We start from the raw sequence: 20180 nt of genomic DNA on the forward strand, positions 1-20180 counted from the left end.
GGATTTTCCCGCGCTTTGTCCGGCTGCCGCCGGTAACGGCTAGCGCTGGGGAGTTTCGTCAGTGCCATCGCCGGATGCCGGCGGGTTCTGGTTGCCGGGAGCTCCGAAGCCATGGCTTGGCCCTGCGTGCGGGGATCCTTTGGGCGCCGAACTCAGGTTCACCCCTGATCCCTTGCCCAGGTGTTCGGCGTTCTCCTTGTAGCTCATGGACAGCATTGCGGCGATCACCAGGGTGGCGATGAAGGCGATGCCGGCTGCGGTGAACGCGAGGTCGAACCGGGGTGCACGTGCGCTTCCACCGGAGGCGAAGATCAACACTGCCACGAAGGCGACGACGGCCCAGAATGCCGAAAACATCAGCGGCCCCTTCACCGAGGTCCGCAGCTTGCGCGGTTTTCCTTGATGCTGGTCAGCCACGGTGGTTCCTCCCTGCGGGCGGCGCACGGCCGGCCCGGTTTACGAATTGCGGTGTCGCACCGAATTTTCTACAGAAAGTAGAAGGGCGCTCCCCCTAGTTTACGGCTTCCCTGCGCCGGCACGGGCATCGTGCCGCAGCGTCAGGCCGGAAAGCACCCACAGGACGCCGGAAATAATGGCGCCTCCACCGGCCACGCCCAGCAGGGCATGGGCACCGAGACTGATGAAGAACGGCAGGAGCACCGCGGTTCCAATCCCGATGACGCCGGAAGCAATCCAGTCGCGGGCAAGAACATGGCGGCCCCTGTGCTGCAGGCCGCAGGCAAGCTCCAGGATGCCGGCTGCGCCCAGGCCCAGGGCTGCGATCACCCCGAACAACAGGTCACTGTGCAGGAGGAGCACGGCAAAGCCTGCGCCGGCCAGGACCGCGCCGGCGGCGGACAGCAGCTTTCCGGCCGCCGAGTTCTGCGCGAATCCGGCTGCGGGGACGGTCCGCAGGGAAACCACACCGGCGGCCAGGAGGTAGAGTCCCCCGGCCCAGCCCATGACCTCCACAGACGGTGACGTCCAGAAGACCGTCACGGCGCCAAACACCAGGGCAGCGGCCGCACGGAGCAGGACCGGCTTCCAGAGGTCGTGGCGGGCGGTGGTTCCGGGAGCAGCACCGGCGGGGGTGGATGGTTGTGTCACCGGTCCAGTTTAGTGGGGGCAGCTGGAAGGTCTAACCGGGCCGCGTCAGGCAGAGCCCAGCACCATCCAGCGGTCGGACCGGGCACGCAGGCCCAGCGTCACGGCGCGCGCCGCCATATACCCCAGCGCGAAGGCAACCCAAAGCCATGCGAGCCCGGTGGTGCCGGTGGCACCGGACCAGGCAACCGCTGCCAGCAGCGGCACGTAGACGGCAAGGTTCACCAGCCCCGCCAGCGCGAGGTTCCGCGCGTCCCCTGCGCCGATCAGCACACCGTCCAGGACAAAGACATAGCCGGCGATCGGCTGCCCGGCCGCCAGGATCCAGAGGGCAGCGGTGAGTGCCTGCTGCACTTGGGGGTCCGTGGTGAACAGAGCCCCGGCCGAGGGTGCTGCCGCTGCCAGCAGCAGGCCCGTCACCACGCCGAACCCCGCGCCCCAGCGGATCATCGTTCCGGTCAGCAGCCGGGCCCTGGCGGCATGGGACGCGCCGAGCTCCTTGCCAATGAGCGCCTGCGCCGCGATCGCCAGGGCATCCAGCGCGAACGCCAGGAAGGAAAAAATGGTCATGGCCAGCTGGTGGGCGGCAAGGTTGACCTCCCCCTGGGCCGTCACCACCAGCACCGTGGCCAGGATTGCGGCCCGGAGGCTGAGCGTGCGCAGCATCAGCCAGGATCCAACCCGCGTCATGCTGCGGATGCCGCGCCAGCTGGGGAGCAGGCTCACGCCCTGCCGCACTGCGCTGCGCCGCACCATCACCACATAGACAGCCGCCATGGCCCACTGGGCCAGGCTGGTGCCCACCGCGGAACCAGCCACAGACATGCCCAGCCCGTACACAAGCCACAGGTTCAGGACAATATTGACCCCGAAACCGGCCGTGGCCACCACCAGCGGGGTGCGGGTGTCCTGCAGTCCGCGGAGAACACCGGTGCCGGCGAAGATCAAGAGCATTGCCACCAGGCCCGGCATGGACCAGCGGAAGTAATCGACCGCAAAGGTCCGGACGCTGCCCTGGGCCCCCATCAGGTCAATCAGCGGTTCGGCCGCCGCGAAGCCTGCCACGGCGAGGACCACGCCGAGGAGCAATGCCAGCCACACGCCGTCGCGCCCTGCCGCAAGGGCCTTGCCCAACTGCCCGTCACCAATGGCGCGGGCCACGGCGGGCGTGGTGGAGTAGGCCAGGAAGACCATGAGTCCGACGGCGGTCTGGAGCACCGCAGATGCCAGCCCCACTCCCGCGAGCTGCGCAACACCAAGATGTCCCACAATGGCGGAGTCCGCCAGCAGGAAGAGGGGCTCAGCCACCAGCGCGCCAAAGGCAGGGACAGCAAGGCGGAGTATCTCCCGGGCATGGCCTTGGCGGCCGGCCACGGCGGAGGGGGCGGGTTGTTGGGGCACGCTGCCAGCTTAACCGCGGCCGCCGACAACACGCTCCGGAGATGAGAAAGCCCACAGTCCCCCAAAGAATAGTTGACACTTCAACCATTGGTCGGCAAGAGTGGTATCCATGAACCAGTTACGACTCACCACCACCGCCCTCACCGCCCTGCGCATCGTCCTTGGCTTCCTCTTCGCAGCCCACGGATGGCAGAAGTTCAACGAATGGACCATCGCCGGCACCCAGGCATCCTTCGCCAAAATGGGGGTTCCGGCAGCCGGGCTCGTGGCACCCGCCGTCGCCGTCCTGGAACTGGCGGGCGGCGTTGCCCTGATCCTGGGGATCCTCACCCGAGTGGTGGCCGCCCTCCTCGCCCTGGACATGCTGGGCGCCCTTTTCCTGGTGCACGCTCCCGCCGGCATCTTTGCCGCAAACGGCGGCTACGAACTCGTCCTGCTCCTGGCCGCCGCGGCATTCGCGCTGGCGCTCACGGGCGCCGGCCGGCTTTCCCTGGACCGCGCGCTCTTCGGGCGCAGCAACTCGCGGCTGGCCGCCCTCGCCTAGGATCACTTGTCCCACCGGGTGCGACGGCGGCAGGTCACCCAAGGTGGCCGGCCGCCGTCGGGCTTTAATCGCGGCACTCCCGCCGGGAAGTTTGTTTCAGGCCCAACCGGCCAGTAACCGTGGCCCTCAGTAAGATCGCAGCATGACTGAGACCGGCCGCGCCAACTCCGTGACCCTCCGCTTCCTCGCTGCCCCCACCGACGTGGGGCACAGCGGCTCCGTGGACGCAGGCACGGTGCTTGAGTGGGTGGACAAAGCCGCCTATGCCGCGGCAGTGGGATGGGCCAAGTCCTACTGCGTCACCGCGTACGTGGGAAACATCCACTTCGCCGATCCCGTCAACAGCGGCGACATGGTGGAGGTGGAAGCGACCATCGTCTACACCGGCCGGTCCTCAATGCACATCCATACCGTGGTTTCCTCGGGTGACCCCAAAGGCGGCCCTGCCACCATGCGCAGCCAGTGCATGGTGATCTTCGTTGCTGTCGGCCCGGACGGCAGGCCCATCCCGGTGCAGCAGTTCGAACCCCAAACCCCGGCCGAGATCGAGCAACGGGACCACGCGCTGGCCAGGATCAAGGTCCGCGAGCAGATCGTGGAAGCCATGAACCGGCAGGAATATACCGACGCCGGTACGGCCGAGCGGGTGACGCTGCGGTTCATGGCCGCCCCCACGGACGTGAACTGGGGCGGCAAGGTCCACGGCGGCATTGTCATGAAGTGGATCGACGAGGCCGCTTACGTGTGCGCTTCCCGTTACTGCGGCAGGGATACCGTGGCTGTCTTCTCCGGCGGCGTGCGCTTCTACCGGCCGCTGCTGATTGGCCATGTTGTGGAGGTTGAGGCCCGGCTGGTTTACACCGGGACCAAGGGAATGCACATCGCCGTCCATGTCCGTTCGGGCGATCCGAAAGGCCGTGAACTGGCCCTCACCACATACTGCCTCACCGTGATGGTGGCGCGCGACGACGAGGGCAACTCCGTGCCCGTCCCCGCCTGGGTGCCGGTCAGCGAGGAGGACAAGCGGCTCCACGCCCACGCCCGCGAACTCCTGGAGATCCGGGGAACAGCGCCCGGCAACCGCCTGCCGAACCACCTGCTGGCCGCCGCAGGGCCTGCCGGCGGGGGAACCGGCGCCCGCCGGGATACTTAGAAGCCGCCGCCGGTATCGCCGGCCATGTTGGCGAAGCGGGAGTAGTGGCCCTGGAAGGCCACCACAATGTCCTTGGTGGGACCGTTACGGTGTTTGGCCACAAGGATGTCCGCTTCTCCGGCACGGGGTGATTCCTTGTCGTAGACGTCCTCGCGGTGAAGCAGGATCACCATGTCCGCGTCCTGCTCGATGGAGCCGGACTCGCGGAGGTCGGACACCATGGGCCGCTTGTCCTGCCGCTGTTCCGATCCACGGTTCAGCTGGGACAGCGCGATCACGGGGACCTGGAGTTCCTTGGCCAGGAGCTTGAGCGCACGCGAAAACTCGGAGACTTCCTGCTGGCGGGACTCCACCTTCTTTCCCGAGCTCATGAGCTGCAGGTAGTCCAGGATGACCAGCTTGAGGTCGTGCTGCTGCTTCAGGCGGCGGCATTTGGCCCGGATTTCCATCAGGGACATGTTGGGGCTGTCATCAATGAACAGCGGTGCATCATTCATCCGGCCCATGGTGGTGGCGATCTTGGACCACTGTTCGTCCTTGATGGTGCCCTTGCGGAGGTCCTGGAGACCAATGGTGGCCTCGGCAGACAGCAGGCGCATGGCGATCTCATTCCGGCCCATTTCCAGCGAAAACATGACGGTGGCGAGGTTGTTCTTGATGGCTGCGGAACGGGCGAAGTCCAGTGCGAACGTCGACTTACCGACGGCCGGGCGGGCGGCGATGACGATCATCTGCCCCGGGTGGAGCCCGTGGGTCAGCTCGTCGAGCTCATAGAACCCGGTGGGCACACCCGTCATGCCCTCTCCACGGTGGCCGGACGCCTCGATTTCGTCCACCGTGGACTCCATCACGTCCTTCAGTACCACGTAGTCCTCCGCGGTGCGGCGCTCCGCTACCGCGTAAACCTCCGCCTGCGCCTGGTTGACCAGGTCCTCCACCTCGCCGTCCGACCCGTACCCCAGCTGGACGATCTTGGTTCCGGCGTTCACCAGCCGGCGGAGCACTGCCCGTTCGGCCACGATCTCGGCGTAGTAGCCCGCGTTGGCTGCCGTGGGAACGGTCTGGATCAGTTCGTGCAGGTAGGCAGGGCCGCCGATCCTGTTGATCTCGGCGCGCTTGGTCAGCTCATCGGAGACGGTGACGGCATCGGCGGGCTCCCCCCGGCCGTAGAGGTCAATGATGGCCTCGTAGATGGTCTCGTGCGCGGGACGGTAGAAATCCTGCCCGCGGAGGATCTCAACGACATCTGCGATGGCATCCTTGGACAGCATCATGCCGCCCAGGACCGACTGTTCGGCCGCGATGTCCTGGGGAGGTTTCCGGCTGGCGTCCGATCCACGGGTTGTCTCGACAGGGTCCAGATGCGCGATTGACAAAGCTGCCGTCCTCAATTTATGCCCGGCCTGGCGGCCCGGCGATCCATCCTGTTCGCGGCACCCGGTAACCGGCTCCGCCACCTGCCCAGGTCTACCCGCTGGCCCTGACAATCAAGCGCCGGCGGCTCCGGATGCCCGGCTCCGCAGGAGTTATCCCCACTATCCACAGCTTTTCCACAGAGACCTGCAGGAGGCCGTCCGCCGGGCTGAAAACCGGTGCAGGCATACCCTGTTTTGACCGCGGAGAACAGGTACCCCGCTACGCTAACCGCCCTGGCGCCAGCCGCAAAGCCAGCATGCCGCAGGGGCTGTGGATAACCTGTGCAGTACCGGGCATACCTTGTGCACAGTCTGTGGGGAACACTGTGGATATCAAAGTTTTTTGTCGCCGCTTCCGCCTCTGACCTGCGGAAACACTTGGGACAGCATGTGGAGTAAATATTTCTTCCAAGGAATTTCATCCACAGGCCATTGTTGGCACCACTCGCGGAAAGCGGAGGTAAGGCCGGGCCGGGAGCACTTCGATCGGCGCTGTGGCACTACTCATATTCCCGTCAGGGAGTTTGACCCACACCAGCGGGGCGCTGTATGCGAAGCAGTGAATATGCTGTGGATAACCACGATCTGGATTAAGCTCTAGGTATGGGCGATCTACTGCTGGTGCTGTTGCCTGCGATAGTTTTGGTGGCGCTCATCTGGGGCATTGCCACAGCCCTGCGGCCGCGTGGTGCGGGCACCTCTGAAGCCGAAAAATACCAGCACGAACTTGCCGTGCGGTCTGCCCGGCATTACGCAGCCCAGGTCGAGGCGGCCACCGCCGCCCGCGCCCGGCTGGAGGCGGCTACCCACCCAAGCCAAAACAGGCAGCAGCACATCCAACAGCAGGAACACGGCTGGGCGGATGACCAGCAAAGCAATCGCACCTGGCGAGGGCCAGGAAGTACATAGAACGGCTCGTGAAAATGGAATCGCTTGTGGTCCCGGTCCTTATCCTGCTCGCCGTGGTTGCGGGAGTCACCGTGGCCTACCGCGCGGCCACCAGGCGGAGGGCCGCACATACTGCCTCCCAGTCCCAGCCCGCTGCCACCCCACAGGAGCTGGCCCGGGCTGCGGCAGACCGGCTGTCGGAAGACGAACACCGGCGGCTTTATGCCCTGATTGCCCAGGGCCAGGCCATGGCTGCCATCAAGCTCTACTACGAAATCACGGGCGACGGGCTTCGGGCCTCCCGTGACGCCGTCGGGGCCCTGGCGGCCCATCCCCAGCCCTACCGGAGCCCCGAGTCGGCGCAGGCACCCGAGGCCGACGACGACGAGCCCCAGCGGTTTCCTTACCGCTACCGGGCGATCGCCAGCAAGGGCGACGTCACCCGCGAAGTGAGCAGCAACATGCTCAACGACGAGATCTATGGCAGGATCCGCACCCTTGCCCGCAGTGGCGACACCGAAGCGGCAGCCACTGCACTGTCCAAGCATTCTGATATCTCCATGAAGCAGGCCCGCGAGTTCATTGCGCTGCTGGACGACTGACACCTGCCAATTGAAACGGCTGTACGGCCGGGCTCCCATTCCTGCGAATGGGTCCCGGCCGTACTTGTCCTGTATGCCTTGCCTGGCTCAGGATGAAGATGGGCTGGCTGCCGCCCGCCTACCCGGCACCGCCGGTGGAATCGTAGTAGTGCCAGTACCGGCTTGTGGCATTCACGTCAGCGAGCACCAGCAGGCCGCTGTTGGCCGTGCCCCGCGCAACACTGTTGACGTTCTGCTTGGTCGACGTGACGTTATGGACGTACTGGTCGGCGTCAACGATGCGGGCCGTCTTGGTGGTGCTGAAGCTGATGTTGTCCAGGGACGTGGATTTCTCGTAGATGGCCCCGCCGGAACTCGTGCATACCCCGGCATTCGTTGTGCCACCCGGCTTCGGATAGGTAGCGAAGGTACGCAGCTTGCGCGCTGCCTCGTCGATCATGACGATCACCCTGTTCGGGCACTCAGACACTGTCGCAATCGTGTGTGCAGACCATGTCGACGTAGACGTATTCAGTGCCAGCAACTGGATCAGCGGCTGGGACGCCGAGGTGTACGAGGTTTTGATTGCGGCAAAAACCTTGTCTGTTGAGGCATCCAGCCACTTCAGGTTCATGTGGTCGTCGCCGCTCCGCTGCCCCTTCACCGCCGCCACAGGAGTGGTCCAGGTGGTCTTCGACGCTCCGTCGACGTGGTAGCTCCAGTACATGCCGTCAGTGGAGTCCCCCACCTGCCTGCTCCACATCACACCGATCTTGTTCCCGCTGAACGCGATGACCGCTGAGTTATCGTCCACGGACACATTGCTCAACGACGCCGGATGGGCAAACGGGGTGCCCCACGTGGCGCCGTCCGTGCCGGTGACGTTCATATAGATCCGATTGCCCTGCTGCCACGTGGCCCACACCCGGCCGGTTGAGTCCTTATCAATGGAGATGGTTTCAGTTTTTTGGTTGTTGATTTGGCTGGATCCCAGGCTCGTGTACGACTTGGTGCTCGAGTTGTAGCTGTACCGCCGCATAGTCGTGGGGAAGTTCGGTTCGGACGGCAGGCCGTCATTGACGAACCGGAAGCTCGCGACATACAGGGTCTTCCCGTCCCACAACACGTCATGGTGGGTGTTCGCCCGGGACTCCGTCACCACACCTGTACTCGTCCACGAACTTGTCGAGGCATTAAACCGGAAGATGCGGAAAGTGGAACTGCCGGCGTCCCAAAGGTTCCCCCACCAGGTCCCGTCGTTGAACCACAGCGAATTCGTCTGCCGTTTGGTCCCGGTGGGCGTTGCCGTCCCGGAGTGGGACGGGCCCTGGACGCCTACATCACCGGTAGCGGCGGAGGCGGCCAACGGCGCCACCAGACCACCAAGCACAAGCAGCAGCGCCGTCAGCAGTGCGGGAAACGCCAGTCGGCGTTGACGCATGCGGCGGCCCTCGGGACCGGCAGGTCCCCATCTAAGAAAGGGCCGGGAAGCCCCGGCACCCCGATCATGCTCGTCCACGTTGGATATTGGATGGTCTCTCAACTTCACTCCCCGGTGTTGAATTATCAGTCAACCCCCAGATTGCTCAGTGTTGGCGGTGGAAGGATCAATAGCAATCCCCGGACCGCCCCCTAAAACCCGCGGCCCGGGTCCCCTAACCCCGAAACCACGGGGTCCGGCACCGGGGGCGGCCGCCCGTGTGTCAGCGGTTCCCGGAAATCCCGGCCAGCAGCTGCTCGAAGGGAAGGGACTCCAGCGGGGCGGGCTTCCGGCCCGGTTGGGGCCCCTGCAGCAGAGTGGTGAATTCACCGGCTGCGCGGTCGATGCGGTCCGCCAGTGACCCCCCGCCCTCTTCAGCTGTTCCCCAGTCCTGGGGTCCGGCAAAGACGCCGGTTGCAGCCATGCGCGTGCGGAGGTAGCTGAACAGTGGCCGCAGCGCGTAGTCCAAGACCATCTGGTGCCGGTCCGTGCCGCCGGTGGCGCCCAGCAGGACCGCCTTGCCGTCCAGCGACTTCGGGTCGAGAACATCGATAAAGGATTTGAAAAGGCCGCTGAAGGAGGCGCTGAAGACCGGTGTCACGGCGATGATGCCGTCCGAGGCCTCCACCCCGGCTATGACCTCGGCCAGGCGTGGTGCGGCATAGCCGGTGACGAAGTTGTTGGCGATGTCCACGGCAAGGTCGCGGAGTTCGACGACGTCCACCTCCACCTCGTAGCCGCCGGCCCTGAGCTGGCGCTCGGCGGCAGCAGCCAGCTGGTCAGCCAGCAGCCGGCTGGACGAAGGTACGCCAAGCCCTGCGGAAAGGACGGTGATACGGCGGGTTTCCATGGCATTTCTCCTGGTAATCGTTCACTTCAGCATACATGCGTTTGCATCTATACCTGTGAACTGCCGCCGGCAGCGAAGTATTCCCGGACGTGAACCCGGGCCGCTGCGTCAGAGCAGGACGCTTCCCTGGATGCAGGTGGCGGAGTCCCCGCCCACCCAGATGTCCCCCCCATCGGCAGTGATGTGGATGCGTCCGGCGCGCCCCAGGACGGTCCCCTGCGAAGCCACATATTCCTCCGGCGCCCTGCCGCTTCCAATGAGCCATTGGGCGGCGCCTGCATTGAAGCTGCCGGTGACCGGGTCTTCGGCCATGGCGTCGCCGGGCAGGAATGTGCGGACCTCAAAGTCGGCGTCTGCACCCGGCTCGTGCGGCCCGATAACGCCGATCTTCAGGTTGCCCATCGCCGCCTGGTCCGGATTCAGGGCCAGCACCTGGGCCGCAGAAGGCAGCAGGACACCGATCCATTCCGGACCATTCACCAGCCAGGACGCGTCAACGATGTCGGCAGCGGACACCCGCAACGCCGCGGCCAGTTGACGGAGGATACCCGCATCCACAGGCCCGAAGCGTGTCAGGGGCGGTGCCGCGAAAGCCAGCCTCCCGCCGTCGCGCTTTATCCGGACCAGGCCCGCAGCGCACTCCTGCACCACGTGGCCGTCAGACCGCGGCACTCCCCCGGCCTGCAGCCACGTATGGGCCGAGCCAAGGGTCGGGTGGCCTGCGAACGGAAACTCTTCGCTGCCGGTAAAGATCCGGACCCGGTAATCGGCGCGGGGATCTTCGGGAGGCAGGAGAAACGTGGTTTCCGAGAGATTGGTCCAGTTGGCGAAGTGTTGCATTGTTGCCGTGTCCAGCCCTTGGGCATCAAGTACGACGGCGAGCGGGTTGCCGCGGTAGGCCTGGCTGGCGAAAACATCCACCTGATGGAAGGGGCGGCTGCGTGGTGTCGGGTTCACCGGAGCAGGCTACCACCGGAAAACGAAAGACCCCCGCCGCCGGAGTCCGGCGACGGGGGTCTTCCGATGCAGTTGAGGACTACTTTCCTGCAACCACGTCGAGTTCGATCACAGCAGCAACGTCAGCGTGGAGGCGGACGTTGGCCTGGTAGGAACCAACCGACTTGATGTGGGCAGGCAGTTCAACCTTGCGCTTGTCGATCTTGCCGAGGCCGGCGGCCTCAACAGCGTCGGCGACGTCGCCCTGCTTGACGGTGCCGAACAGGCGGCCGGACTCGCCGGCCTTGACGACCAGCTTGACCGGCTTCGCGGACAGTGCAGCGGCCTGCTTCTGAGCATCTTCCAGGGAAGCGTGCTCGCGGGCAGCGCGGGCAGCCTTGATGGACTCAACCTGCTTCTCGCCACCCTTCGACCAGGTCAGGGCAAAGTTGCGGGGCAGGAGGTAGTTACGTGCGTAACCGTCCTTGACCTCGACAACATCGCCAGCAGCACCGAGACCGGTTACTTCGTGGGTCAGAATGAGCTTTGCCATGTTAGTTAATCCCTTCCTTAGCCGCGGCCAGCGCCGGAGTAAGGCAGCAGAGCAACTTCGCGGGCGTTCTTGATTGCCTGGGCGATCTTGCGCTGTTCCTGCACCGTAACGCCAGTGACGCGACGGGCGCGGATCTTTCCGCGGTCGGAGATGAACTTGCGCAGCAATGCTACGTCCTTGTAGTCGATGACAGTGATGTCAGCGGCCTTCAAGGGGTTGGACTTTGGTTTGGGCTTACGGAGTTCAGCCTTAGCCATCGTGGAGCTCCTATTCTAGGGAGCCCGTGGATATTGATCCACGGGATGGTGGTGGTCCGACGGCGGCAGTTCCCTGGGTGCCTTTCGGCTCCCTGGGAGGCCCCGCGCCGGACCGTTGTTTGGGTTTTAGAAGGGAGGTTCGGAATCGGGGCCGTTGCCCCAGCCGCCTGCGTTGGACACGCCGGGCGTAGCCCAGGGATCGTCCTGTGCAGCCTGCTGGTTCCCGCCGCCCCAGCCTCCGCCGGCGTTGGCGCCCTGGCTTCCACCAGAGTTGCCGCCGCCGAAGCCACCGCCGCTGTTGCCGCCGCCAAAGCCGCCGCCACCCTGTCCGCCGGAGCGCTGGGTACGGTTAACCTTGGCGTTGGCGTAGCGCAGGCTCGGGCCGATCTCGTCGACCTCAAGCTCGATAACGGTGCGCTTTTCGCCTTCCTTTGTTTCGTAGGAACGGCTCTTCAGGCGGCCGGTCACGATGACGCGCATCCCCTTGGTCAGGGATTCGGCAACGTTCTCGGCTGCTTCACGCCAGACAGCGGCGCGGAGGAACAGGGTTTCCCCGTCCTTCCACTCGTTGGACTGGCGATCAAAGGTGCGGGGGGTGGAAGCGATGGTGAAGTTCGCTACTGCCGAACCGGACGGTGTGAACCGCAATTCCGGGTCATTGGTGAGATTACCGATGACCGTAATGGTGGTCTCGCCTGCCATCTACTGCCTCCTTGTTCGATCCTGGGTGAAGAGTGCGTGTCCTGCGGGGTAAAGAATGAAGACGTGGTGCTGAATTACTCAGCAACAACCTTCTGCTCTTCGGGGCGGGTGATCTTGGTGCGCATGATGGTCTCGTTAAGAGACAGCTGGCGGTCAAGTTCCTTGGCGGTTTCCGGCTTGGCGGTGAAGTTCACCACGGCGTAGATACCTTCGGACTTCTTCTTGATTTCGTAAGCCAGACGGCGACGGCCCCAGATGTCAACCTTTTCGATGGTTCCACCATCGTTGGTGATGACGTTCAGGAACTTCTGAAGCGACGGCTCAACGGTACGCTCTTCGACCTCGGGGTCGATGATTACCATCAATTCGTAAGGACGCATATGTGAACCCACCTCCTTTGGGCTAAGCGGTTACGGCATTTCCGTAACAGGAGGTTCATTTGCGATTCCGTGCAATGCCTTGCCCCGGAACGGAGGCAGGACGCAGCACAGACTTCAATATCCTAGTGCATTTGGACCCGATAGGCGATTCGCGCTTGACTCAAGGCTAGTGCCGTGGTGCGCAGCCCAGGCAGCGGCGCGGCACGCTATGTGGAAAAACCGGGGCTGCTATCCACCCCGCCGCTGAAGCCCCTATTATCTGACACATGCGTCGACCCGCGATGGCCCTGGGGATGGCGGCACTGTTCCTGTCCGGCTGCTCGGCCAGCTCAGCCCAACCCATGACAGACTCTGCCATGAGCTCTGCCGCGGCAAGGCTGGGCTGGGGCACGCCGATCGCCGGCGACGAGTTCAATTACGCCGGGGCACCGGACGCCGCGAAGTGGTCCGTGTACGACAGTGACGGGCACGCAGGGAACGGCATACGCAGTCCCCGGCAGGTCACGGTGGATGGTTCCAGGATGGTCATTACCGGAACATCGGATGGCACGACCGCGGGAATGAGTGCCAAGTTTGGCCTCCAGAGGTATGGCCGCTGGGAAGTCCGGGCAGCGGGCTCCGGGGACGATGAATACCATATGGTGTCGATCCTCTGGCCGGACAGCGGGCACTGGCCCTGTGACGGTGAAGTGGACTATGCGGAGACTACCGGTGACTGGAACCGCACCAATTTCTTCCACCACTTCGGATGCTCGAACTCTAAGACCTCTGTTTCCAAGCCCCTGGACGTCACGCAGTTCCACAACTACGCAGTTGACTGGTCCCCCGGCGGCATCATCGGCTACGTCGATGGCGTGAAGTGGTTTGAGGACAGCGACCCCACGCATCAGCCACCGGGTTCGATGCACCAGACGTTGCAACTGGACTGGTTTCCGGACGGCACTCCCAACGGTCACGGCGAGATGCGGGTGGACTGGGTTCGCGTCTACGCCCAAGGTACCCCCTCTACCTGACGCACCGAACGGGACAAACCCCCAACGTACTTAACGCCACGCCCGGACGTGCCCCTCCACCCCCAGCCCTGCGAAAAGCGCGCCATTCCCCACGTAGCAGGCGATGCAAAAGGCGAGTACTCACTACCGGTGTTTACCCGGGCGGCCTACCCTACGCTCGATTCTGCCGGCGGAGTTTTAAGGCCGGGGGTTTCGAATCCGTCTACGGGCACTGGGTGGATTGGCCCGGGCCGGAGCTGTATTCGGCCGACACCAATCAGACAGGGGAGGACTATGAGCACCAGGCGGGCGAAGGCACTGCACTTCGACATTCACGGCCGCGTCACGATCAGCGTCGACGCAATGGCCCCCACGGCAAGGCAGCTTCAAAGCATGTTGGCGTGTTTCGCCTCCGACACGGAGGATCGGCAGCCCGACATTATTGTTGATGACCGCCCCGAGCCTATGCCGAATGCCGGCTTCGTCGAGCATGAGCTGGCGTACACGGACAACAGTGTGCGCTTCCAGGCTGACCGGGTCCAAGTTGTCAGGGGTGCAGAGCAATGGCGTATTCACGGACCCGGAGAGCTCTTGACCTCCGTGGTACCGGTTCTCGATGCCGCCATGATCTCCCGCGGGGCGGCCATGATCCACGCGGCAACGATGGCCTACCGGGGCCACGCCATCGCGCTGCCCGCGGCCGGCGGGACCGGTAAGACCAGCACCGCCGCCAAGCTGATGCGGCGTGAGGGCTGGTCGTTCATGGGTGACGACTGGGCATTCCTCGCCGAGGACGCAACGCTGCTTGGATACGCGAAGCCCATGTTCATTAAGCCGCATCACCGCGCAATCTACCCGCACCTGTTTGAAGGTGCGCGCAAGCCCCTCGTCCCCTCCCGGTTCTCCGGGAGCATCGGACGCCTCACCACTGTGGTGCACCCGTTCGTTATCCGTTATCCACGCCTGGCCGACTTCTCCCGACGGTGGTCGCCGGAGCACCGCATGGTCACCCCGGAGGCAGCGTTTCCCGGTCGGAAGGTGACCACCTCAGCACCGCTTGCGGCCGCCATATATGTGGAGCGCTACGAGGGCGCACGGTCACGGGTTGTTGAACGGACCACCGACTGGATGGTGGACCGCATGATCGGCAACTTCCATATCGAGATGGCGAGCTTCTCGCAGCGGGTCGTTACCGGCCTCGCAGCAAGCTCCGTGGTCCCGTGGCGCGAACACTTCGCGGCGAAAGGACTCGTTCTCAGCAAAGCCCTGGACGGACGCCCCTGCCACCTGTTCCAAGTCCCGGCCGCTTACTCCGCGGACGAGGCATCGGACGATATTGTCCGGCACCTGGACGAGCTGCTGCCGTCGATCCTCGACGAGCAGGCCTAAGGGGGATCACGGTGGGCTACAGCACAGCAGACGTCACCGCGGTCGTTCCGGCCCGCAACGCGGAGCAGCTGCTTCCGCGCTGTCTGGAAGCCTTGCGTCAGTCCGGTGTCGCGGAAATCATCGTGGTGGACGGGTTGTCCACCGACCGCACGGTCGAAATTGCCCGCGCTGCCGGCGCCCGGATCCTTAGTGACGAGGGCCGCGGCCTGCCCTGGGCCCGCACGCTTGGCGTCCAGAACAGCACCACCCGGTGGGTCCTGCTGGTGGATGCCGACGTCGTGTTCGGAGCCACCGGCGTCGCAGACCTGCTCATTGAGTTGGTGGAGGACGGATATGACGCCCTCCAGGCAGGCCTTGAAAGCGTCGCAGGACCCGGCTACTGGGGCCAGGCGCTGGCACATCACCATCGCACCGGACGCAGCCGCAACTGGTTCGGACTCGTCGCCACGCTCGTAGACCGGGACCTGATGTTGGGCCTCGGTTTCGACGACGCATTCAAGTCGGGCGAGGACATCGAACTGCGGTGGCGGATGCGGCAGTCAGGGATGAAGACCGGGGTGTCGCAGCGGGTCATGGTCGAACACCGGTTTGCCGCCGACGACTTCGACTTCGCGCTTGACCAGTTCCTCATGGATGGTACGGGACTGGGCCGGATGGTCCGGAAGCACGGCTGGGGCGGCGCACGATTGGCGCTCCTGCCCGCCGCCGCCGCCGTTCGGGGAAGCGCTTTGAGCCTCGCCTCCGGCCAGCCTAAATGGCTTCGCTATTACATCGCCTTCTGCTGGTACAACTACGCGGGTATGGCGAGGGGTTTAGGTCGTGACGGCTGAACGGGAGATCGCTCCAACGGAGGCCCCACCCGTCGTCCGGCATTCCCCCCTGCGCAGCTCGCTTGGACTCGTCCTGGCCAAGGCTGCGCAGACGGGCACGGGTTTCGCATTCTGGGTCGTCGCCGCGCACGCGGCGATAGACCGTGAGGTTGGGTTGACCACTGCTGCGGTTTCGGCGGTGATGATCTGCACCCAGCTTGCGGTGCTGGGCACCGGTTCGGCCGTCATCGTCTCGGTGGGGCGGGGGGAGCCGCCGGCCCGGGTGCTGGACGCGGCGTTTGGCATCGTGGGGGTGGCAGGGACCGTGCTGGCCCTGGGCTACCTCGTGCTGGAGTTGTTCGTGGCGCCGAACACGGCCCCGATGTCGGTTCTCTTCTGGTTGACGTTCGTGGTGGCTGCCGTCACGGGAACCATGTGCACGGTGCTGGACCAGGCGCTCGTCGCGTTGGGACGCGGCAGCAGCGCAACACTGAGGTACACACTGGGCGGCATGGTCTCCCTTGGGGCCACGGCGTTGGTGGCGTTGCAGGCGGCCCACGCGGCTACGGCCGATGTGCTGATGGCCTGCTGGACCCTCGGTTCGGCCGTCTCGTGCATCATCGGTGGCGTCCAGCTGCGGAGATTGGTGGGCTATCGGCCACGGCCGTCCCTGCATCCCGGGCGCGGACGTTCATTGCTGAAAATGGGCATTCCAAACCAGCTCCTCACCCTCACCGAACGCGCCCCGGGACTGGTGCTGCCGCTCCTGCTTGCGCACTTGGTATCGCCGGAGGTGGCGGCCTACTGGTATCCCGCATGGATGATGGCCTGGGCTGCCTACACAGCTCCGATGCTTATAGGCATTGTCCAATTCTCCGAGGGAGTCCGTGAACCGGGCCGCCTGGCGGCCACCACCTGGGCAAGTTTCCGCTGGTCCCTCATAGTCGGTGGCCTCGCTGCGATGGTCCTCATCGTCTTTGCCCACCCGCTGCTCCATCTGCTCGGCGACAGGTACGCCAATGCATCCACCGGCACCCTGCGGTTGTTGGCCGCGGGAGTGGTGGCCTATGCAGTGCTGCAGGCCTACAACTCCGTCTGCCGGGTGCTCGGCCGCTATACAGAGTCGATCATCGTCGGGGTGACACTTGGCGCCGCGCTCTGCGTCTCGGCGCTCCTGGGCGCCGACAGTGGCTCCAGCGCCATGGCCCTTGCGTGGCTGGTAGTGCTCTCCGCCGGGGCCCTGGTCATCGGACTGCGGCTCATCGCAATTCTCCACCGCACCAAAAAGGAGGCATCATGACCAGCACGCTCAAGGAGGCCATCCACCGTCCCCAGGCGCGCTGGAAAACCAGGGATGTCTGGTGCGCCGCAGCGGGGGCGGTGTCGCTCGCACTTGCAGCGTGGGCCGCCTCCACCGTGGCACTTCCTGTGAACAGCGACCTTGGACTGGTCGGTGTGCTGCCCTACCCGTTCTGGGTGGGGGTCCTGATTCTCAACATCGCCTTCGTCGTGGCACTGCGCGGGGATGCCGCGGGCCCTGCACGCAGCCCGGTGATGCTGTGGCTCCTCGTGGTACTGGTGCTCATACTCTTCGGCGCCGCTGTCTTCGTGACGGACGTACCGCGCGGTGAAGTGGCGTTCCGCCACCTGGGCATCGCCGACGCCATGTCGCGCAATGTGGCCATCGATCCCAACATCGATGCATACTTCAACTGGCCGGGATTCTTTGCCCTCCTGGCGACCGTGCTCGGAACGGCCGGCCTCGACCCCGTGAGCGTTGCCCTGTGGGCACCGGTGTTCAACGTGGGCCTGTGGCTCGTCGCCGTGGCCGTGGTGACACGGTACCTGATCAGCGATCCGCGCCGGCGCTGGCTGGTGCTCTGGCTCTTCTGCCTCGGCAACTGGCAGGACCAGGACTACCTCTCCCCCCAGGCCTTCGGCTTCTTCCTCTACCTGGTTGTGGTGGCCCTGGCACTGGGGCCGCTGGCAACGGAGCCTTCCCACTTCCGCGGGTTCCGGCGCGCCGACCTGGCAGCATGGTGGCGGGGCCGGTCCCCGGCCGAACCCCAGCCGGGGCGCCGGATTGGCGCCCTGGCGGTAACCCTCCTGCTGATCGTGGTCATTTGCGCGAGCCACCAGCTCACGCCGTTCATGGTGCTGATCGCGCTCACCGCCCTTACCCTGAGCGGACGTCTCTGGCCCAGCAGGCTGCCCCTGATCGCCGGCGTCGTACTGGTGCTCTGGCTTGTTTTTCCTGCAAGCACGTACCTCGCAGGCCATCCGCCGCTGGCGGACGCGGGCCTGCAGACCGCCATCGAAGCAAATGTCGTCGACCGCACCAACGGGACCCCTGGACATCTGCTCGTGGTGCAGGTCCGAATGGGCCTCACCCTCCTGCTCTGGGCCCTCGCCGCCGTTGGAACGTTCCGCGACTGGCGCAGGGGGCGCCTTGACATCCGCGTGCTCCTCCTGGCCGTCGCCCCGTTCCTGCTCTTTCCCGCGCAGTCCTACGGCGGGGAAATGCTCATCCGCGTATCACTGTTCGCGCTCCCCTTCGTTGCGATGCAGGCGTCATCGGTCCTGCTTCCCGGAAACGTGGGATACCGGCCTTCCTTCCGTGCTGCGGGAGCCCTTGTCCTCACCTGCATCCTGTTCGCCGTCATGACCGTGACAGGCCGTTTTGGCAACGCGCAATATGACGTCTTTACCGATGACGAGATGGCCGCCATCGCCGCCGTGGACCACATGGCGCCGCCCGGCTCTTCGATTATCTCGGCTGACCATCCCACACCGTGGCGCAACCAGGACTACCTGGAGCACCGATACCGGACCATTGAGGACCTCTGTCCCGCCGACCTGTCGGCCGAAACCTGCGGCCCCCTCATCTACGGTTACGCCAGGCACAATGCCGCCGGCGCCTACCTGCTGCTCCTGCGCTCATCGGAGTCGAGCCTGATCATCCAGGGCCAGACCACCGCCACGGGCCTCGGGGAGCTCGAGGACTGGCTTGATACGCAGGTCGGCGTGGAGCTCGCGTACAGCAATGCCGACGCACGCGTATACCGGGTGGGGCCATGACCGGCCGCGGAGTGAGCCGGCCCACCCTGGCGCTGGGGGTTGCCGCGGTGGTACTGGCCCTGGTCACGCTGGTCGGGTTGCCGACACCGCTGCAGACGGTCGCCGCCATAGCCATCCTTATCCTGCTCCCGGGCCAGGCACTGGCCCGGCTTATCCCGATTACCGACGTCCCGCTTGGCGTGCTGCTCGTCCTGGGACTGGGCCTGGCCACACTCACCGCAGTGTCCACGGCCATGTTCTACCTCACGCTGTGGTCGTGGCAGGCATGCGTCGTGACAATGGCCGTCATTACTGTCCTCGCATGCTTGGCGCGGGCACGTCAGGAGGTCGCATCATGATGGATCTGGCAGGAGTGCTGGCAGCTGCCGTGCTGCTCATCACCCTGGTAACCCTCGAGGTCCGGCGGCTTGGGCCCGGCAGGTCAACCACCGCACCAAGCACTGGATCAAGCACTGGGCAACCGGCAGCAGCGCCGGTTCCCCACAGCCAGTCCAGGAACAGCAGGATCGTCGTCGGCGTCATGTGGGCAGCCTTCCTGCTCCTTCTCTTCCCCCGCGTCCTTGGACTGCTTACGTGAACCTGGGGCGCGGGGCGCGATGGTTGCTCGTCAGCGACCTCCATCTGGACGTCACTGACGACGATCCCCGGAACCCCGGCAGGGTACTGCCGGGGTTCCTCCACCGCGAGGTGCCCGCCGCCCCGGGCATGCAGCAACACCTTGTCTTCGTTGGTGACACTTTTGAACTCACAGGCCTGTCCGAGAACGAGAGCCTGGCCCGGCTTGACTCCATCTTCGAACGGCACCCGGCCACTCTCCGGGCCCTGGAGGCGTGCGTGGCGCGCGGGGTGCAGCTGCACTTCGTATGCGGGAACCATGATGTGGAGTTGGCCCGCCCATCGGTGGCCGCACGGCTGGCGGCGCTGCTGGCACCCGATGATCCCACGCGGGTCCGGGTGCACCCGTGGTTCCTCTATGTCCCCTCCGTGCTGATGGCCGAGCATGGACACCTGCATCACGCGCTGCACCGGATACCCGAGGTGCTGCGCACCGCCGTCAACGGCACTGACGGGCTGGATCTGCCGCCCCTCGCCGCCTGGCATGCCCATCCCACGCGGTCGCGCCTCAGTCGTGCCGGAGCTGTTGCCCAGGCCTGTTTGGCCTCGGAACGGGCGGAACGGCGCGTCCGCGGCCCGGCCTATGACGAGCTGCTCCAGACCGAGTCGCAGCGGCTCGCGCTCAACGGGACGGCAGTGCGGGAACTTGCACGCCTGTCCCGGTTCCGGACGGTGTCAGCGCTCCCCCTTACCGCGACCCGCATGGTGCTTGCTGCCACTGGACGCAATGTCAGTGGCGGGCAAGCTCCTGCGGCGGCAGCCCGGGTGGCGGGCATTCTTGAAGCACACGGTTCCGAAGTGGCCTGGTACATCTCGGCCCACACGCACCGCGCCCTTGAATCACGGCTGGAAGGTTCTCCAACCCGGTACATCAACACCGGCACCTGGTCGTCGGACGTCCGCGGCCAAGGTCCGGATCAGTTGGACCGCCAGGTCTTTCCCTACGCGCTGATCGATGTCGCCGACGACGGGGGTACCAGCGGCGGATTGCGGTACTGGCACCCGGACGCCGGCTGACCCCACTGCCGCAGCCCCTGAACGCAGCGCTTGTGC

The 20180-nt window shown here is 65.2% G+C and carries 23 protein-coding genes; 12 read left to right on the plus strand and 11 right to left on the minus strand.

The window, feature by feature from the left end:
• Positions 1-39: 39 nt before the first annotated feature.
• From LDO86_RS19905 to LDO86_RS19915, 3 genes are all read right to left on the minus strand, one after another.
• Positions 40-417 (minus strand): hypothetical protein, encoded by a 378-nt coding sequence (locus tag LDO86_RS19905; protein WP_018769823.1) that lies wholly within the window; start codon positions 415-417, stop codon positions 40-42.
• A 99-nt stretch (positions 418-516) separates the two neighbouring features.
• Positions 517-1107 (minus strand): hypothetical protein, encoded by a 591-nt coding sequence (locus LDO86_RS19910; protein ID WP_018769824.1) that lies wholly within the window; start codon positions 1105-1107, stop codon positions 517-519.
• Positions 1108-1152: 45 nt separating this feature from the next.
• Positions 1153-2505, minus strand: a complete 1353-nt coding sequence (locus LDO86_RS19915) for an MATE family efflux transporter (protein WP_155845570.1) — start codon at positions 2503-2505, stop codon at positions 1153-1155.
• Positions 2506-2614: 109 nt separating this feature from the next.
• Between LDO86_RS19915 and LDO86_RS19920 the strand changes: the two genes are divergently transcribed.
• Positions 2615-3049 carry a DoxX family protein gene (locus LDO86_RS19920; RefSeq protein WP_026265854.1) on the plus strand — a complete coding sequence of 145 codons (435 nt, stop codon included), beginning with the start codon at positions 2615-2617 and terminating at the stop codon, positions 3047-3049.
• A 142-nt stretch (positions 3050-3191) separates the two neighbouring features.
• Positions 3192-4202, plus strand: coding sequence for an acyl-CoA thioesterase (locus LDO86_RS19925; protein ID WP_018769827.1), 1011 nt, complete (start codon positions 3192-3194; stop codon positions 4200-4202).
• Here the strand turns inward: LDO86_RS19925 and dnaB are convergent.
• Entirely contained in the window at positions 4199-5578 is a 1380-nt protein-coding gene (dnaB, locus tag LDO86_RS19930; RefSeq protein WP_018769828.1) for a replicative DNA helicase, read from the minus strand. The genes LDO86_RS19925 and dnaB overlap by 4 nt on opposite strands.
• Before the next feature lie 642 nt (positions 5579-6220).
• On the opposite strand from dnaB, the gene LDO86_RS19935 reads away from it, so the two are divergent.
• Both LDO86_RS19935 and LDO86_RS19940 read left to right on the plus strand, forming a co-directional pair.
• Positions 6221-6526, plus strand: coding sequence for a hypothetical protein (locus LDO86_RS19935; protein ID WP_018769829.1), 306 nt, complete (start codon positions 6221-6223; stop codon positions 6524-6526).
• Between the two features lie 14 nt (positions 6527-6540).
• On the plus strand, positions 6541-7107 hold the full coding sequence (locus LDO86_RS19940; protein WP_018769830.1) for a hypothetical protein: 567 nt from the start codon (positions 6541-6543) through the stop codon (positions 7105-7107).
• Between the two features lie 118 nt (positions 7108-7225).
• On the opposite strand, the gene LDO86_RS19945 is transcribed toward LDO86_RS19940, so the two are convergent.
• From LDO86_RS19945 to rpsF, 7 genes are all read right to left on the minus strand, one after another.
• The gene (locus tag LDO86_RS19945) at positions 7226-8527 is read right to left on the minus strand and encodes a hypothetical protein (RefSeq protein ID WP_018769831.1); all 1302 of its coding nucleotides are present in this window, start codon (positions 8525-8527) and stop codon (positions 7226-7228) included.
• A gap of 262 nt (positions 8528-8789) precedes the next feature.
• Positions 8790-9416 (minus strand): FMN reductase, encoded by a 627-nt coding sequence (locus LDO86_RS19950; RefSeq protein WP_018769832.1) that lies wholly within the window; start codon positions 9414-9416, stop codon positions 8790-8792.
• Between the two features lie 108 nt (positions 9417-9524).
• Entirely contained in the window at positions 9525-10373 is an 849-nt protein-coding gene (locus LDO86_RS19955) for a PhzF family phenazine biosynthesis protein (protein WP_026265855.1), read from the minus strand.
• A 79-nt stretch (positions 10374-10452) separates the two neighbouring features.
• The gene (rplI, locus tag LDO86_RS19960; protein ID WP_018769834.1) at positions 10453-10905 is read right to left on the minus strand and encodes a 50S ribosomal protein L9; all 453 of its coding nucleotides are present in this window, start codon (positions 10903-10905) and stop codon (positions 10453-10455) included.
• Between the two features lie 17 nt (positions 10906-10922).
• Positions 10923-11162 carry a 30S ribosomal protein S18 gene (gene rpsR / locus LDO86_RS19965; RefSeq protein ID WP_003800144.1) on the minus strand — a complete coding sequence of 80 codons (240 nt, stop codon included), beginning with the start codon at positions 11160-11162 and terminating at the stop codon, positions 10923-10925.
• Positions 11163-11288: 126 nt separating this feature from the next.
• Positions 11289-11864 (minus strand): single-stranded DNA-binding protein, encoded by a 576-nt coding sequence (locus LDO86_RS19970; RefSeq protein WP_018769835.1) that lies wholly within the window; start codon positions 11862-11864, stop codon positions 11289-11291.
• A 74-nt stretch (positions 11865-11938) separates the two neighbouring features.
• On the minus strand, positions 11939-12244 hold the full coding sequence (gene rpsF / locus LDO86_RS19975; RefSeq protein ID WP_013602900.1) for a 30S ribosomal protein S6: 306 nt from the start codon (positions 12242-12244) through the stop codon (positions 11939-11941).
• Between the two features lie 266 nt (positions 12245-12510).
• On the opposite strand from rpsF, the gene LDO86_RS19980 reads away from it, so the two are divergent.
• The 8 genes from LDO86_RS19980 to LDO86_RS20015 all read left to right on the plus strand — a co-directional run bounded on the left by LDO86_RS19980 (position 12511) and on the right by LDO86_RS20015 (position 20144).
• Positions 12511-13257, plus strand: coding sequence for a glycoside hydrolase family 16 protein (locus tag LDO86_RS19980; RefSeq protein WP_026265856.1), 747 nt, complete (start codon positions 12511-12513; stop codon positions 13255-13257).
• Between the two features lie 273 nt (positions 13258-13530).
• Positions 13531-14625, plus strand: a complete 1095-nt coding sequence (locus LDO86_RS19985; protein ID WP_018769838.1) for a hypothetical protein — start codon at positions 13531-13533, stop codon at positions 14623-14625.
• Positions 14626-14636: 11 nt separating this feature from the next.
• Entirely contained in the window at positions 14637-15455 is an 819-nt protein-coding gene (locus LDO86_RS19990; RefSeq protein ID WP_018769839.1) for a glycosyltransferase, read from the plus strand.
• The gene (locus LDO86_RS19995; RefSeq protein ID WP_018769840.1) at positions 15445-16734 is read left to right on the plus strand and encodes a hypothetical protein; all 1290 of its coding nucleotides are present in this window, start codon (positions 15445-15447) and stop codon (positions 16732-16734) included. Before LDO86_RS19990 ends, LDO86_RS19995 begins: the two co-directional genes overlap by 11 nt.
• Positions 16731-18512, plus strand: a complete 1782-nt coding sequence (locus LDO86_RS20000; protein ID WP_018769841.1) for a hypothetical protein — start codon at positions 16731-16733, stop codon at positions 18510-18512. The genes LDO86_RS19995 and LDO86_RS20000 overlap by 4 nt, the downstream gene beginning before the upstream one ends.
• Complete coding sequence (locus tag LDO86_RS20005) at positions 18509-18850, plus strand: hypothetical protein (RefSeq protein WP_018769842.1); 342 nt, start codon at positions 18509-18511, stop codon at positions 18848-18850. Before LDO86_RS20000 ends, LDO86_RS20005 begins: the two co-directional genes overlap by 4 nt.
• Entirely contained in the window at positions 18847-19089 is a 243-nt protein-coding gene (locus LDO86_RS20010) for a hypothetical protein (protein ID WP_018769843.1), read from the plus strand. Before LDO86_RS20005 ends, LDO86_RS20010 begins: the two co-directional genes overlap by 4 nt.
• Positions 19086-20144, plus strand: a complete 1059-nt coding sequence (locus tag LDO86_RS20015) for a hypothetical protein (protein WP_018769844.1) — start codon at positions 19086-19088, stop codon at positions 20142-20144. Before LDO86_RS20010 ends, LDO86_RS20015 begins: the two co-directional genes overlap by 4 nt.
• The last annotated feature ends 36 nt before the right edge of the window (positions 20145-20180 follow it).

Origin of the sequence: Arthrobacter sp. StoSoilB19, from assembly GCF_019977275.1 — a bacterium.
Lineage (GTDB): Bacteria > Actinomycetota > Actinomycetes > Actinomycetales > Micrococcaceae > Arthrobacter.